At 59.5% G+C, this 15938-nt stretch carries 9 protein-coding genes and 1 riboswitch; of the genes, 2 read left to right on the top strand and 7 right to left on the bottom strand.

What is annotated here, in order from left to right; all coding sequences use genetic code 11:
- Window positions 1–6: 6 nt before the first annotated feature.
- Entirely contained in the window at window positions 7–966 is a 960-nt protein-coding gene (cbiB, locus tag ACH1XZ_RS14695; protein ID WP_395596144.1) for an adenosylcobinamide-phosphate synthase CbiB, read from the bottom strand.
- Window positions 963–2336, bottom strand: a complete 1374-nt coding sequence (locus ACH1XZ_RS14690) for a cobyrinate a,c-diamide synthase (RefSeq protein WP_395596143.1) — start codon at window positions 2334–2336, stop codon at window positions 963–965. Before ACH1XZ_RS14690 ends, cbiB begins: the two co-directional genes overlap by 4 nt.
- 96 nt (window positions 2337–2432) lie before the next feature.
- Window positions 2433–2610, bottom strand: a riboswitch (cobalamin riboswitch).
- A gap of 133 nt (window positions 2611–2743) precedes the next feature.
- Between ACH1XZ_RS14690 and ACH1XZ_RS14685 the strand changes: the two genes are divergently transcribed.
- The gene (locus ACH1XZ_RS14685; protein ID WP_395596142.1) at window positions 2744–3613 is read left to right on the top strand and encodes an L-threonine kinase; all 870 of its coding nucleotides are present in this window, start codon (window positions 2744–2746) and stop codon (window positions 3611–3613) included.
- Here the strand turns inward: ACH1XZ_RS14685 and cobD are convergent.
- Window positions 3598–4674 carry a threonine-phosphate decarboxylase CobD gene (gene cobD / locus ACH1XZ_RS14680; protein WP_395596141.1) on the bottom strand — a complete coding sequence of 359 codons (1077 nt, stop codon included), beginning with the start codon at window positions 4672–4674 and terminating at the stop codon, window positions 3598–3600. The two genes, ACH1XZ_RS14685 and cobD, sit on opposite strands and share 16 nt — an antisense overlap.
- A gap of 6 nt (window positions 4675–4680) precedes the next feature.
- Complete coding sequence (amiC, locus tag ACH1XZ_RS14675) at window positions 4681–5931, bottom strand: N-acetylmuramoyl-L-alanine amidase AmiC (RefSeq protein WP_035895349.1); 1251 nt, start codon at window positions 5929–5931, stop codon at window positions 4681–4683.
- Window positions 5932–6159: 228 nt separating this feature from the next.
- On the opposite strand from amiC, the gene argA reads away from it, so the two are divergent.
- Window positions 6160–7491 carry an amino-acid N-acetyltransferase gene (gene argA / locus ACH1XZ_RS14670; protein ID WP_395596140.1) on the top strand — a complete coding sequence of 444 codons (1332 nt, stop codon included), beginning with the start codon at window positions 6160–6162 and terminating at the stop codon, window positions 7489–7491.
- 186 nt (window positions 7492–7677) lie between these two features.
- Here argA and recD read toward each other — a convergent pair whose 3' ends face one another.
- The 3 genes from recD to ptrA are packed head-to-tail and all read right to left on the bottom strand — an operon-like array spanning window position 7678 to window position 15934.
- On the bottom strand, window positions 7678–9516 hold the full coding sequence (gene recD / locus ACH1XZ_RS14665) for an exodeoxyribonuclease V subunit alpha (RefSeq protein WP_395596139.1): 1839 nt from the start codon (window positions 9514–9516) through the stop codon (window positions 7678–7680).
- Window positions 9513–13052, bottom strand: coding sequence for an exodeoxyribonuclease V subunit beta (gene recB / locus ACH1XZ_RS14660; protein WP_395596138.1), 3540 nt, complete (start codon window positions 13050–13052; stop codon window positions 9513–9515). The genes recD and recB overlap by 4 nt, the downstream gene beginning before the upstream one ends.
- Entirely contained in the window at window positions 13049–15934 is a 2886-nt protein-coding gene (ptrA, locus tag ACH1XZ_RS14655; protein ID WP_395596137.1) for a pitrilysin, read from the bottom strand. The genes recB and ptrA overlap by 4 nt, the downstream gene beginning before the upstream one ends.
- Between the last annotated feature and the right edge of the window lie 4 nt (window positions 15935–15938).

Here is a 15938-nt window from a genome sequence, read left to right as displayed (position 1 = left end):
TGCTCCTCAGGCCGCGCCAATAAGCCAGAACCTGACCGCCATAAACAGCAGCAGGGCCAGCGTTGACGCTACCCACATCAGTCGAATCGTTCGGGAAATATCATCAATGGCAATCGGGCGATGCGCGTCGCCAATCCACGGCTTGTTCACCCGCTCGCCAAAATAGTCGTTCGGGCCGCCAAGGCGAATGCCCAGCGCCCCGGCGACGGCCGCTTCCGACCAGGCGCAGTTGGGGCTGCTGTGGTTTTTACGGTCGCGCCAGCCGATACGCAGCGCACGCGCGCCGTTATCGCGGCAGACAAAGGCGGCAAGGCCAATCAACAGCCAGCTCAGCCGCGCGGGAATAAAGTTCGCTACATCGTCGAGGCGCGCGCTCACCATGCCGATCGCCCGGTATTTTTCGTGCTTGTAGCCCACCATTGAGTCGAGGGTGTTGACCGCTTTGTAGGCCATCGCCAGCGGCGCGCCGCCGAGCAGCAAGAAGAACAGCGGCGCGATAATGCCGTCGACGGTGTTTTCCGCCACCGTCTCCACCACCGCGCGGTTAATCTGCTCGGGCTGAAGCTGTGACGTATCGCGCCCGACAATCCACGACAGCTTGATGCGGCTCTCGGCAAGGTCGCCTGCCCGTAAGGGGCGTTCAACCGCCAGCGCCGACTGCGCCAGGCAGCGCCCGGCCAGTACGGTGAAAATCATCCATACCTCAACGCCAAAGCCCAGCCACGGATGCACGCTCGCGGCGAGGTGCAGCACGCCCCAGGCAACGGCGTAGGTCAGCCCCACCACCACCAGCCACATCATCCCGCCGCCGATACGCAGCGCAAGGTCGGAATGACAAACCCGACGCACCGTGCGCTGCACGGCGTTAATCAGGTTGCCTATCCAGCGCACCGGATGCGGCCAGTTTTGCGGGTCGCCGATGATGAAATCGAGCACCCACGCCAGACACCAGGCCAGCAGCGTCATTGGGCGCTCCTGGCGGCGGCAAACCAGCGGTTGAGCATCGACGGGTTCTGGGCGAAATGGAGGTGCAGATAGCTGGCAAAGGTGTTCCCGCGCTGCCAGCCGCCGGACCACTGCTGGAGCACCGCGCCGTCGCGGGTTTTGCGACACGCCATCACCGCGGGGGTCTGGGCGGTAAAATCAGAGTAGTGGAATTCGTGGCCGCGCAGTATGTCGCCGGGGGCGGCGAGCAGCGTCTGCTGCTGCGCCTGCGCTTCGCAGTAGCCAAAGCGGGTCAGCCGGGCGCCCATTTTGCTGTGGCCGGGCAGAATATCGGCCATCGCATGGATATCACCGTTTTTATCTTCCAGCGTGGTGCCGAGGTACATCAGGCCGCCACACTCGGCGTAAATCGCCACGCCGCGCTCGTGCGCCGCGCGCAGTTGGGCCAGCATCGACTTGTTACCTGCGAGCGCCTGGGCGTGCAGTTCCGGGTAGCCGCCGCCGAGCCAGATCATCTGGCAATCGGGAAGATGATCGTTATGCAGCGGGCTAAAGCGCACAATCTTCACGCCAGCGCGCGCCAGCAGCGCCAGATTGTCCGGGTAGTAGAAGTTGAAGGCTTCATCATCGGCAAGCGCCAGGGTCAGCCCCTCTCCGCAGAGCGGTTCCTGCGGCCACTGACCGGCGGGCAGCACGTGCAGTTCCGTGAGTTCCAGCAGCCTGTCGATATCCAGCGTACGCGAGAGCGTCGCGGCGAAATCCTGCCACGGTTGCTTCTCAATCGCGGATTCACGGGCGGTCACCAGCCCCAGATGGCGTTCGGGCAGCGCCACGCCTTCCGCGCGCGGCACGTAGCCCAGTACCGGCAGCGCGCAGTAACGTTCGATGGCGCTTTTCAGCAGCTGAAAATGGCTCTCGCTGTTGACGCGGTTAACGATAACGCCCGCGATGTTGAGGCTCGGGTCGAAGTGCTGGAAGCCCATCACCGTGGCGGCAATGGAGGTGGAGACCGCTTTGCCGTCGACCAGCAAAATCACCGGGCAGCCTAGCTGTTTGGCCATCGCCGCGCTACTGCAATAGTGAGGGTCGGTGCCGTAGCCGTCGTACAGCCCCATCACGCCTTCAATCACGGCGATATCGGCCTGCTGCATATGTTCGCTGAACAGCGCATTGAGGATGGAGGTGGGTAGCATGAACGCGTCGAGGTTGCGCGAGGCAACGCCGCACAGCGCGGTATGCCAACCGGTATCGAGGTAGTCCGGCCCCACTTTATAGGGCTGTACCCGCAGGCCGCGCTGCTGGAGCAGCGTCAGCAGGCCGAGCGTCACCGTGGTTTTCCCACAGCCGCTACCGGTGCCGGCGAGAACGAATGCATGCTGTCTGGCTGCCATACCCTAACCCTATTGAGGGTGGATTTTGGGTATAGCCGCGCGCGCGCCCGGCCTGACGACCGTGCGACGCAAAGCAACCCGCTTCCCACCGAAGCTGTTGAAATAAACCAACAGGCAGGTCTTCTGGCTCAGCGTCATCCTCACCCGGCCTTCCCGATCGGTCGATCAGTGGTCATTACGGGGTCGTCAGCATTACAGCAGCGGGGGCTGCGGAGGATTTACACCTCCTTCCCTGGCATATTATCGATGCCAAACCTGTTGATTGCAGATTTATGCCGACACGATGGCCCACATAAAATAAAAGCAGGTTACTCTAGCGCCCCGGTAAAATGATTTCGTTGCGCTGCGACAATACCGGTATATTTATTTACGGTAGTTATATTTAGAACCACAAGGCAAGGGAAATCATGAGCGTTGCGCGCTGTCCGGGCTCCTGCGGAGAGCTGATTCAGGGCTGGATTCTGGGCAGTGAAAAGCTGATCTCCTGCCCAATAGACTGGTACAGCACGGTGGAAGTCTGCCGGGGAACGCCGCGCCCTGATGAGCGCCCGCTCACGCGCCGCATGGTCAATACGCTGCTGGCTCGCTGGGATTATCCCCTCAGCATGAGCCAGACGCTGCGCATTGAAGTGGACTCTACGCTGCCGATTGCCAAAGGGATGGCGAGCAGCACCGCCGACCTCGCCGCTACGGCGGTCGCCACCGCGATGCATTTGGGCCATTCACTCAGTGAATCCGATCTCGCCGCGCTTTGCGTCTCGCTTGAGCCAACGGACAGCACCCTGTTTCGCTCGCTGACGCTGTTCGACCACCTTCATGCCCGCACGCAGATTGCCTGCAAGCCCGCCCCCGAGTTTGATTTGCTGGTGCTGGAAAGCCCGCGCGTTCTGCGGACCGCCGACTATCATCGCCAGCCGCGCGAAGCCGTGCTCAAGGCTCACGCCAGTACGTTGGCACAGGCATGGGAAAACATCCAGACGGCCTGCGAAAGTAACTGTGCCAGCCTGCTGGGAGAGGCCGCTACGCTCAGCGCCATCGCCAGCCAGACGCTGCTGCCCAAGCCGGGCTTTGACACGCTGCTGGCGCTGGTTGAGTCCTGCGGGTTATACGGTCTGAACGTCGCACACAGCGGCAGCGTGGTCGGGCTGCTGCTCGACCGCTGTCGTCATGATGTGGAGTATGTGAAATGGTCGCTGGCGCAAAGCGGGCTCGCCGACGTCTGGCCACAGCAGCACCTGCTAAAAGCGGTGCCAGGCGGGGTTCAGCCTAGCACCTGATGCAGCGCGTCCAGCAGTTGCTGATTTTCCGCCTCGCTGCGAATTGCCACTCGGAAATAACGCGCGTCCAGCCCCGGATAGTTGGCGCAGCTGCGGATTAAAATTCGCCGTTGCAATAGTGCATATTGCAGTTCAATCTCCGCGCGTTCACAGCGCAGAAACAGGTAGTTAGCCCTGCCCGGATAGACCTTCAGCCCCGACATTTTCTCCAGCGCCCGATAAAACCGCGCCCCTTCCTCATTAAGCCATCGCCATGTGCGCTGTTGGTACTCATGGTCATTCAGCACGATTTCCCCGGCCAGCGCCGCGAAGGCGTTGATAGACCACGGCATCTGATGCCGACGCAGCCGCGCTACCGCCTGCTCGTCGCTATTGAGTAAATAGCCCAGACGCAGGCCGGGAATGGCGTAAAACTTGGTCAGCGAACGCAGCACCCAGATATGCGGGTTTTGCGCCAGCAGCGGAATAAAACCCTGCTCGCCGGGAATAAAATCGATAAAGGCTTCGTCGAGGATAAGCTGAATATTCAGCGCGTTGCAGCGTTCGGCCACCGCCAGCAGCAGCGCACGCTCCGGCAGCAGCCCGGTCGGGTTATTCGGGGTGCAGATAAACAGGCAGTCCAGTTCGGAGGTTAACGCATCGAGCAGACGAGAGGTTAGCTGCCAGCCGTCCGCTTCGCGCAGTGCGAAGGTTTCAATCTCGCAGTCGAGGGTTTCCAGCGCCCGGCGATATTCGGCAAAGCCCGGCGCGACCACCATTGCCCGCCGTGGCTTCAGGCCGTGGACGAGGGTGAAAATCGACTCGGTTTCGCCATTGCCCGCCAGGCACCACGCCGCAGGCACGCCGTGATGCGCCGCCAGCGCCTGATGTAGCTGCTGGTAGTCAACGTCCGGGTAGCGTTCGGCGCAGGAGAGCTGGGCAACGATCGCCTGCTTCAGGCTTTCGGGCATGCCCAGCGGATTGATGTTGGCGCTGAAGTCCAGTAACTGCTCGGCGGTCAGGCCGATCAGCGCCGCCGCTTCGCGCGTGTTGCCGCCGTGGGCGCTTTTCAGCCGTGACATGGCCGATTACCCGCGCCGTGCCAGCGTCGCGCCGTCGGCAAAGTAGGCTTTAATCCCGGCGAGAATTGATTCGGCCACTTCCTGCTGGAAGGTGGCGGTTTTGAGCTTACGCTCCTCTTCAACGTTACTGATAAACGCCGTTTCGACGAGGATCGATGGAATATCCGGCGCTTTCAGTACCGCAAAGCCGGCCTGCTCCACCTGGTTTTTATGCAGGTCGTTCACCTGCCCCAGCTTTTTCAGCACCGCTTTACCAAACTTCAGGCTGTCGGCGATGGTCAGCGACTGCACCATATCGAACATGGTGTGGTCGACGTAGCGGTCGCCGCTCTTGCTGACACCACCGATTAAATCCGAGGCGTTCTGGGTTTGGGCGAGGTATTTCGCCGCGGTACTGGTGGCCCCTTTGGTCGACAGGGCAAAGACCGATGAGCCGCTCGGCTGGCGGCTGGTGAACGCATCCGCATGAATGGAGACGAACAGGTCGGCGCGCTGCTTCTGCGCTTTCGCCACCCGCACCTTCAGCGGAATAAAGATATCTTCGTTGCGCGTCATGTAGGCTTTCATGTTGCCTTCTTTTTCAATCAGCGCGCGCAGGCGACGGGCAATTTGCAGCACCACGTCTTTCTCCCGCGTTTTGTATTTACCCACCGCGCCGGAGTCTTCGCCGCCGTGGCCGGGGTCAAGCATAATAACAATCGGACGGTCGCGCCCGGCTTTGCCAGGTTGAGGGCCGCTTTGCGATGGCGGCACCTGCTTTTCAAGGTCGCCCTTGTTGTAGTCTTCCAGCAGCGCCAGCAGCGGGTCCTGCTGTTCTTTGCTGCTCGCCGGGTAGAGATCCATCACCAGACGTTCTTTAAATTCTGCCACGGGCGCGAGGGCGAAGAGCTGCGGCTTCACGTCCTGCTTGAGTTCAAACACCATGCGCACCGTTTGCGGATCAAACTGCCCGACGCGCGCAGATTTAATAAACGGATCGTCGCTGCGGATCTGCGCTCCCATGCCTTTCAGCACCGAGTTCAGGTTAACCCCTTCGAGGTCGACCACCAGACGGTCAGGATTGCTCAACGCAAACTGTCGATACTTGAGCTCACGGCTGGACTCCACCGTTACGCGCGTGTAGCTGGACGCAGGCCATATGCGCACCGCCACCACCTGACTGACGGCAGCTAACCCGACCTGACTTACGCTTAACAACCACATGGCGCCGGCACCTTGTAGCAGGCGACGACGGCTCAAAGACTGACTTCCCGACATGCTCCATCCCAGGCAAAAAAAGTGATCAAAGAATTCGCATAATACGATTGACCGGAAACTGTAACTAAAGCCGCATAAACTGTCATCTATAAAAGGGTAAACATTCGTTGAATCAGCGAAATTTGGCCGGAGATTTTCCAATGTTTAAGCAAATTGTGGCTTGCGTTTCCGGCAAAAACAGAATAAAAATACATTAATTACGAATAATCATGCATTGAGGGTTGTGCCGTGGTGAAGGAACGTAGAACCGAACTGGTAGAGGGGTTTCGTCATACCGTCCCCTATATTAACGCCCACCGGGGGAAGACGTTTGTCATCATGCTTGGCGGCGAAGCCATTGAGCATGAAAACTTTTCCAGCATCGTCAACGATATTGGCCTGCTGCACAGCCTGGGCATTCGCCTGGTGCTGGTCTATGGCGCGCGTCCGCAAATCGACGCCAATCTGGCCGAGCATCACCATGAGCCAACCTATCACAAACATATCCGCGTCACCGATACCAAAACCCTTGAGCTGGTGAAACAGGCCGCGGGGCTGCTGCAGCTGGATATTACCGCCCGCCTGTCGATGAGCCTCAACAATACCCCGCTGCAGGGTGCGCACATCAACGTGGTCAGCGGTAACTTTATCATCGCTCAGCCGCTCGGTGTGGACGACGGTATCGACTACTGCCACAGCGGACGCATTCGCCGTATCGATGAAGAAGCCATTCACCGCCAGCTCGACAGCGGCGCTATCGTGCTGATGGGCCCGGTCGCCGTTTCGGTGACCGGTGAGAGCTTTAACCTGACCTCGGAAGAGATTGCCACCCAACTGGCAATCAAGCTGAAGGCCGAGAAGATGATCGGCTTCTGCTCCTCACAGGGGGTGTTTAACGAAGCGGGCGATATTGTCTCTGAGCTGTTCCCGAACGAAGCTCAGGCGCGCATTGAAGAGCTGGAAAAAGAAGGCGACTACCTTTCCGGCACCGCGCGTTTCCTGCGCGGCGCGGTAAAAGCCTGCCGCAGCGGGGTACGCCGCTGCCACCTGATCAGCTATCAGGAAGACGGGACACTGTTACAGGAACTGTTCTCCCGTGACGGTATCGGTACGCAGATTGTGATGGAGAGCTCCGAGCAAATTCGCCGGGCCACCATCAACGATATCGGCGGCATTCTGGATCTGATCGCGCCGCTGGAGCAGCAGGGTATTCTGGTGCGCCGCTCCCGCGAACAGTTGGAGATGGAGATCGATAAATTCACCATTATTCAGCGTGATAACACCACGATTGCCTGCGCCGCACTTTATCCTTTCCCGGAGGAGAAAATTGGTGAGATGGCCTGCGTAGCAGTGCACCCGGATTACCGAAGCTCCTCACGCGGTGAAATGCTGTTGCAACGGATTGCCTCTCAGGCGAAGCAGATGGGGCTTAATCATCTGTTTGTGCTGACGACGCGCAGTATTCATTGGTTCCAGGAGCGCGGCTTTAAGCCGGTGGACGTGGAGCTGCTGCCGGAGAGTAAGAAGCAGCTTTATAACTATCAGCGCCGGTCGAAGGTGTTGATGACGGATTTGGTGTAAGAGAGAAAATGCCTGATGGCGCTGCGCTTATCAGGCCTACAAAAGCCTAACTTCGCGCCGATCGGTCCCCTCGCCCCTCTGGGGAGAGGGTTAGGGTGAGGGGATTGTGGGCTCGGCGTTAAACCCTCACCCCAGCCCTCTCCCTTAAAAAGGGAGAGGGGGCAGTTCGAGCAAATCTTTAAGACCCTATTCCATCTCTGCAAAAATCGCCGACAACCCACTGCGTCGTTCGGTGCGCGTGGAAATCGCCTGTGCGAGCAGGTTTTTATCGGCGTACATCGACAGCCGCGCTTTGGCGCGGGTTATCGCCGTATAGACCAATTCGCGGCTCACCACCGGGACAATCTGCGTTGGCAGCACCAGCGCAGCGTGGGTGAACTCGGAGCCCTGCGATTTATGCACCGTCATTGCCCACGCGGTATCGTGCTCAGGCAAGCGGCTTGGCTGCACGGATTTAATCGTGCCGTCCGGCATTGGGAACCAGACGCGCATCCCTTCGCCGCGATCCAGCGCGACGCCAATATCACCGTTAAACAGCCCCAGCGCGCTGTCGTTGCGAGCAATCATCACCGGGCGGCCTTCATACCAGCGCGAGTGGCGCTGCGGTACAATCTGTCGGTGGCGCGTGAGCAACTGTTCAAACTGTTGGTTCAGCCCGCTCACGCCCCACGGCCCTTCGCGCAGTGCGCACAGCAGCTGATATTCACCAAATGCCGCCAGCACGACTTCAGGTTCAGCCTGTTCACGTAAAAGTTGCAGATAAGGGCCATAGCCCGCTCGCGCGTCATCGAGCATGGCGGCGTAGTCGTCCGTCGTGTGCTGCGATTTCAGTTCGATATCGCTAAAGCCGCGGGCAAATACGGCGTCGATCTCTTTTTTATCGCCTCGGTTCACCGCGCTGGCGAGTTGGCCGATACCGGAGTCGCTACCAAAGCGGTAGCTGGTACGTAGCAGACAAAGGCTGTCGCGTAACGCCCCTGCTGTCTGGCCGTCACCGGCAGGTACCGTTGCCCCCGCCAGGCGGCTGAGCTGCTCTGCGCGCTCTGCGGTATAGCCTGCGTTCACCCAGCTACAGATATCGCCAAGCACCGCGCCAGCTTCTACCGAAGCAAGCTGGTCACGGTCGCCAAGGAAGACAACTCGCCCGTGCGGCGGCAGTGCGTCAATCAGCCGCGCCATCATCGGCAGGTCAATCATTGAGGCTTCATCCACCACCAGCACGTCCAGATGCAGCGGGTTTCCGGCGTGGTAGCGCATCTTCTGGCTGCCCGGCTGCGCGCCCAGCAGTCGGTGCAACGTGCTGGCATCAGTGGGCAGCATCGCTTTTTGCGCGTCGCTTAAATCGAGTTTTCGCAGCGCCGCGCCCAACGATTCCGTGAGTCGCGCTGCCGCTTTACCGGTTGGCGCAGCCAGGCGAATGCGGCATTTCTCCGTCCCCGTCATCTGTACCAGCGCCGCCAGCAGTTTAGCCACAGTGGTGGTTTTTCCCGTACCGGGACCACCGGAGATAACGGAAATACGGCGAGTCAGCGCCACGGCGGCGGCGACCTTCTGCCAGTCGATGGCGTCGCTTGCCGGAAATAGCGCGTTAAGCGTCGCGGCAAGCTGGGCTTCATCAACGGCAAACGGCGCGTTAGTTTCACTAAAGAAGCGCGCCACGCTGAGTTCGTTGCGCCACATGCGGTTGAGATAAAGCCTGCCGCGGCTCAGGATCAGCGGTGACGGGCGCTCCCCACCGCTCACGGCGTCCGAACTCAGCAGTAAAGTTTCCCAATCCTCTGGCTCGTTCGCCTCGGCAAACAACTGCTGCCAGAGGTCACGGGCGCGGCCTTTCGGCTGCATGGATGGGTTGAGATGGGAGAGTGGCAAGCAAACGTGCCCTTCTCCGGTATCGCGGCTGAGCATCGCGGCGGCCAGCATCACGGCGGGATGCTCATCTTTCGCCACCATCAGCGCAAACTGCACGTCGAGCGGACGCAGCAGCTTCAGTTCAGCAGCTTCCAGTAAACGTTGTTCGAGCGTCATACGTTGCTCTCCTCACCGGCAAACAGTGCGTCCATTGCCATTATCAGCGCCGGGTCGGGCCGGGTGGCAAATATTCCCTGCTGCCCCGCTTCGCCGTCCACGCCGCGCAGGAACAGATAAATCACGCCGCCAAAATGACGTTCATAGTCATAGTCGGCAATGCGGTGACGTAGATAACGATGTAGCGCCAGGCTGTAGAGCTGATACTGCAAATCATAACGATGTGACTGCATTGCCTCTGCCATTGCCTCTTGGGTATAGGCCTCGCCGCTCTCACCGAGCCAGTTGGACTTGTAATCCAGCAGGTAGTAGCGGCCGTCGTGGCGGAATACAAGGTCGATAAAGCCCTTCAGCATGCCGCGCACCTGACGGAAATCCAGCTCCGGGCAGCCCGCCGATAGCGGGTCATAGCGGCGGGTCACGGCGTCCAGCGCCCGCGCGTCCAGCGTCTGGATAATCGGTAGATAAAACTCCATCTCCACCTGTTTTTGTCGGGCGCTAAGCTGATTAAGCGCAACGCCGGTATCCGCCAGCGGCGCGGCCAGCACCTGGGTGATCCAGCGGGTCAGCACCGGCGCCCACACTTCATCAAAGCCGTTGTTTTGCAGCTTTTCACGCATCCACTCGGGTGATATGGGCTGAGTGAAGTCGAGGTCTTCAAACAGGCTGTGCAGGAACGTCCCCGGCGACGCACCGCGCGGGAAGTGGTGCGGCGTCATCTCCGGCTCGGTTGGGGCGTCCGCGGCGCCCGAGGCGTCAATATCGATACGCGGCAGCAGGTCCTGCGCCACGCTGTGCCCGCGCTGCTGTAGGCCGGAGTAGCTGGTTACGCGCCAGTCATCAACCACGCGGCGTAGCACCTGGCGCGCCGCCAGCTCGGGCATCTCGGGTTGCGCCGCCTGCCAGCGGGCGTCGTCCGGCGCGGTGGCAAGCGTCAGAGAGATATGTTCGTCGCACAGCGCCTGAAGACAGGCATTCAGACCAGCAGCATCCAGCACTTCGCCTTTTTGCAGCAGCCTGCCCGGCGCGCTGTGGTGTAATTCGGTATCGGTCGGTTTATCGCTGCGCCGCGCCGTCAGCGGGGCAATGCCCAGGCTACAGTGCCAGATGGCGCGCGTCAGCGCGACGTACAGCAGACGCAGGTCTTCCGCCAGACGCTCTGCTTCCGCCAGCTCAAGGCTCTCGTCGCTTTCGTTGAGATCCAGCACCGCCTTGAAGGATTCACGGTCGTGGTAGAACGCCTGTTTCTCTTTGCGGAAACGGGCAATAAACGGCAGCCAGACCAGCGGGTACTCCAGCCCCTTCGATTTGTGGATAGTGACTATCTGCACCAGATGCTTATCGCTCTCCAGACGCATCTGCTGGCTGGAAGCGTTGGTATCCGGCTCGGCGACCTGCTGGTTGAGCCAGCGCACCAGCGCATGCTCGCTTTCAAGCTGGGTTGCCGCTTCCTGAAGCAGTTCGCTCAGGTGCAGAATATCGGTTAAGCGCCGTTCGCCGCCGTGGGTCGCCAGCAGGTTTTCCGCCATGGAGCGCGCACTCATCAGGGCACGAATCATCGGCATTACGCCGCGTCGCTGCCAGATAAGCCGGTAGTCGCTGAACTCTTCCACCAGCGCATCCCAGGCGTGCTCATCCTGGTTAAGGCGTTCAATATCCTGCGCATTCAGGCCAAACATCGCCGTCGCCAGCGCGCTGCGCAGCGTGTTTTCCCGCTCGGGCGTCAACACGGCCTGAAGCACCCACAGCAGCTCCTGCGCTTCGGGGGTTTCAAACACGCTGTCGCGGTTGGAGAGGTACACTGATGGGATCGCCAGCGCGTTGAGCGCATCGCGAATCAGCGACGCTTCCTGGCGGTTACGCACCAGCACGGTAATGTCCGATGCCTGCACCGGGCGGGCATTATCGCCACGCCACAGCAGCGCGGTTCCCTGTTGCCCCGCCGTCAGCCAGTCACGAATTTGCGCCGCGCACTGCTGGGCCATAAAGGTTTGATAATCCCCCGCGCTGACGCCTTCACCGGGCATCAGCCACAGGTTCATCGCTGGCTGGTTTTCACCGTCAACTTCGAAGCGCAGCGAGGCGTTTTTTGGCGCGGATTTCACCGGCAGGAACGGGATATCGCGGAACATAAAGGGGTTATCAACCAGCCCAAACAGGCGGTTGACGCTTTCGACCATCCCCGGTGCGGAACGCCAGTTGGTGTCGAGGGTGTAATGGGCGGCCACATCGCTGCGCGCGCGCATATAGGTAAAGATATCCGCGCCGCGGAAGGCGTAAATCGCCTGCTTCGGGTCGCCGATAAGCAGCAGCGCGGTGTCCGGCTGCTGTCGCCAGATTCGGCGGAAAATACGGTACTGCTGCGGGTCGGTGTCCTGGAATTCATCGATCATCGCTACCGGAAAACGCTGGCGAATAGCGGCGGCCAGCGCGTCACCGCTGTCGCTCTCTAGCGCTTCATCAAGGCGGCTTAGCATATCGTCAAAGCCTAACTCGCCGCGTCGGCGCTTCTCGCGGGCGACCGCTTCACGGATCTCTTTCATCGCCTGGGCTATCACCAGATCGTTGAGCGTCAGCGGCGAGGCCAGCAGACGTTCAATCGCGCTGAAAAGCGGATGGGTAGGCACTTCACCGCCCGCTTTGGTTCGGTCAGCCAGAAATGGCTGGCTGAATTTCTCCAGTGCATCAGGCAACTGATAGTTTTTGGTTTCTTCCTGGGCCCAGTCGCTGATCTTTTCGATCCACTTACCCTGATTGCCGCGGTTGAATTTGCGTCTGTCGATCCCTGAATTTTCAAGCAGTGAGTCCAGCTCGCCCACGCTTTCCAGCCAACGCTGTTTAATGTCGTTGATCTGGGAGAGGATCTGCTGGTGCCGTGACGCCAGCGTTTCGGCCTCGCCGAGGGGTACCTTAAGCTCCGGCGCTTCGCCCTGAAGGTAGCGGTCGATAGATTTGAGCAGATCCTGCGGCCCTTTCCACGATTCAACGATCACCTGGGCAATCTCGCGTTCAAGCGGGTAGCAGTGGCGTCGCCAGAAGTCGGCGCAGGCCTGGTAGCGAAGCTGGGATTCGTCTTCAATCAGCTGCTGTTCAAACAGCATGCCGGACTCAAAGGCGTTGAGGCTCAGCATGCGCTGACAGAAACCGTGGATGGTAAAGACGGCGGCATCGTCCATCTGACGCTCCGCCAGTAGCAGCACATTGGCCGCCTGCTGGAGGTCGTCAATTTCCGCCAGCAGGCTGGCATAGAGCGGGTTATCGGTGGCGTTACGCAGGCAGGCGACGCGCAGCTCGTGGATGTTGCTACGAATACGTCCGCGAAGCTCTTCGGTGGCGGCTTCGGTGAAGGTCACCACCAGCAGCTCTTCAACGTTGACGGGCCGAGGAAAGGCGGCCTCGCCGCCCAGCCCCAGCAACAGCCGCAGGTAGAGTGCGGCGATGGTGAAGGTTTTTCCGGTGCCCGCAGAGGCTTCAATCAGGCGCTCACCAGTCAGAGGCAAGCGCAGGGGATCAAGGGACTCGGCGGTTCCGGTCATTCGTTCTCTCTTCGTATAGGTAAGGTTTGCTGCAGCTCAGTAATGCTCTGCCACACTTTCCAGCCTTCAGGATGCGCGTAGTCCGTTTTGCCATTCTGGCTACCGGAGACCTGAGACAGCACCGTCATACCCTGTGGGTCAACAACCGTCTGGTGGAAGAAGTCGGCCAGCTTTTGCGGCGTCAGCAGCTTAATCTGGGCCACTACTTTATCACGTGAATCAAAGGCCATATTACCGCGATCGAAATCTTTGCTCAGCTGCGAGGCTTCATCGCTCAGCGTTTGCGGTGCTTGCAGCATGTCGGCTACCACCGCCTGCTGGATCTGGGCAAACTCTTCCGGCTTCATTGCGCGCAGCTTCTGTTCGGCGGTCGGGAAGAAGGCCTTGAAGCGCTCCCACAGGAAGGACGGCTGTTTTTCGTTACTTTGCAGCAGGAATCCCATTCCCCACTGGCGACCCACGTTCATCGAGAAGGCGAAGACCGCGTAGCCTAACTGCTCTTCGGTGCGCAGTTGGGTGTAGAACCATGGCTGGACGATTTGCGCCAGCATGGCGCTTGCCGCCGAGCTTGAGAACTCATCGACGTTTGGCGGCGCGAACACCGCTGCCAGCGCGGAGTCGGTGCTGGCGCCTGCTTTCTCGAAGATGACGTTTTGCTGTTTATCCACCAGCACATCTTTGTTGCGACACCACTCGCTGCCGTTGGCCCCAAGCTGGGTCTGAACGTTGCGCGCAAGCGTCGTGGACTGCTCGGCGCTCAGGTTGCCAATGACCATAAATTCCGGTCGCGCCCCGGTTTTCAGGCGGTCGCGGTAGTCCATCACCTCTTTGAGCGTAATGGACGGCAGCAGCGCTTTACGATCTTCACGCTGGAAATAAGGCACCTGCGACAGCATCTGCACCGGCATAATCGCCTGCTCGTAGGCTTTACCTTTGTCGGCGGAATCCATCATTTGCCGATACCAGGATTTCGCCTGTTCCAGCTGTTCTTCGGTTGGCGTGTAGCTGAAGTAGCCCTGCAGCAGTGCATCAAACAGCTGCGGCAGACGTTGAGTGTAACCGTTGGCGTTAAGCATCAGGCCATTGTTCGCACCGGTAGAGAAGCTAATCCCGCCGACGGCGGCCTGGTTGCTCAACTGGTCAAGCGCAATGCCAGCCAGGTAATCATTCAGCGCAAACATCACCTGATTACGGGCGCTGTCCATCGCTTTAGGGTTACGCAGGATCAACGTGATATCGGCCTTCGGTTCGCTGGCAAAATAGCGGCTCGGCATATAGACCAGACGCAGATTTTGCTCATCAACAATCAGCTCCGGATGGGGGTACTTTTTCTCGCTTTTAATCAGCGTGAAGTCGTCCGGTATATACGGGTTAAGCTGTGGCAGATTCAGCGCAATGCCGCTGGCGTCCTTCTGCCATTTGGCAAAAGTATCGGCGCTAATTTTATCAACCTGGTAAGGGGCATCGACAAAGTAGGCCACTTTGTTGTGCGGCTCTTTCGGGCTGATATACCAGATACGAGCATTTTGCGGCGTCATCATCGCCAGACGATCTTTAACCGCCTGCGCGTCATAGCGGTCGGCAATGTTTACTGCGTCCAGCGTATGCGCTACCGGCACGCGAATCATGGTATCCGCCAGCCATTCCACGTAACCCATATCGCGGGTGATGGACGGGTAGCGGAAATCAAGGTTCAGCACGTGCGCCAGCTCGTCAAAGTAGCTTTTATCTACGCCTTTCTGGCGCAGCGTATCAAGATAGCTAAAGATGGCAGCGACCACTTCATCGCGGTGGGCCAGCCCTTTATCGGTTAAGGTGGCAGAAATCGCCAGCACGCCGCTGTTGCCGTTGACGACCGGGTCAGAGTCGGCGCGAATACCTTCCACCAGCCCCTGCTTTTGCAGCCAGTCGGATAAGGTACCCGGCGTGCGGTTACCAATCAGGTAGGTAATCAGCTCGTCGGTTTTGCTCCGGAACTGCGCGGAGTTGTTATCAATACGGAACTCAACGCGCAGCACCTTACGCGGCAGCGCAGGAACGTAATGAATGATGATGCCTTTCTGTGCATCAGTGACCACCGGGACGGTGATTTCCGGGCGCTCGATGGATTTATTGGGTACGCGACCGTAGGTTTGCGCAGCAATCTGCGCCAGTTCAGGCAGCGGTTTATTGCTGTAAATCACCGCTTTCATCAGGTTCGCGGAGTAGTACTTGTTGCGAAACGCCAGCAGCGCGTCATACACCGGACTATCGGGTTTGTCGCTGAGCGTTTCGAGGTTGCCGCCGGAGAAGCGTGCGCCGGGGTGCGCCGGGTTGATGGTTTCCGCGCTCACCTGCGCCATACGCATACCGTCACGAGTACGCGCCATGGTCAACTCAGCGTTGACGGCATTACGCTCGCGGTCGGCGTATTTTTTTTCCAGCAGCGGCGCGGCAATGGCGTCGGCCAGGCGGTCGACCGCCCCCTGCAGGGCATCGTTTTCGACTTCAAGATAGAAGGCGGTGCGATACGGCGCGGTACTGGCATTGTGGCTGCCGCCGTGCATTTTTAAGAATTCAGCAAGGCTGTCAGGCTGCGGGTAGTTTTTCGAGCCCATCAGCGTCATGTGTTCGAGGAAGTGCGCAAGGCCCGGATGGGAATCAGGGTCTTCCAGCGAGCCGACGGGCACCACCAGCGCCGACAACGATTTTACCGCCTGTGGGTCTGAAACCAGCAGGACGACCATCTTGTTGTCGAGCGTTATCGCTTGATACTGACGGGTGTCTTTTTCGCTTTTACGGATGGTTTCCTGAATCGGTTGCCATCCTGTGTCTGCCTGACCTACGGTCGCCCAAAGGGCGGTGACGAAAACAACAATACTCAACCAGATACTGCGGGGCATTCAC

Origin of the sequence: Kluyvera chengduensis, assembly GCF_044197065.1 — a bacterium.
Lineage (GTDB): Bacteria > Pseudomonadota > Gammaproteobacteria > Enterobacterales > Enterobacteriaceae > Kluyvera > Kluyvera ascorbata_C.
The sequence above is the reverse complement of the archived record's forward strand: the minus strand, read 5'-3'. Positions and strand labels throughout refer to the sequence as shown.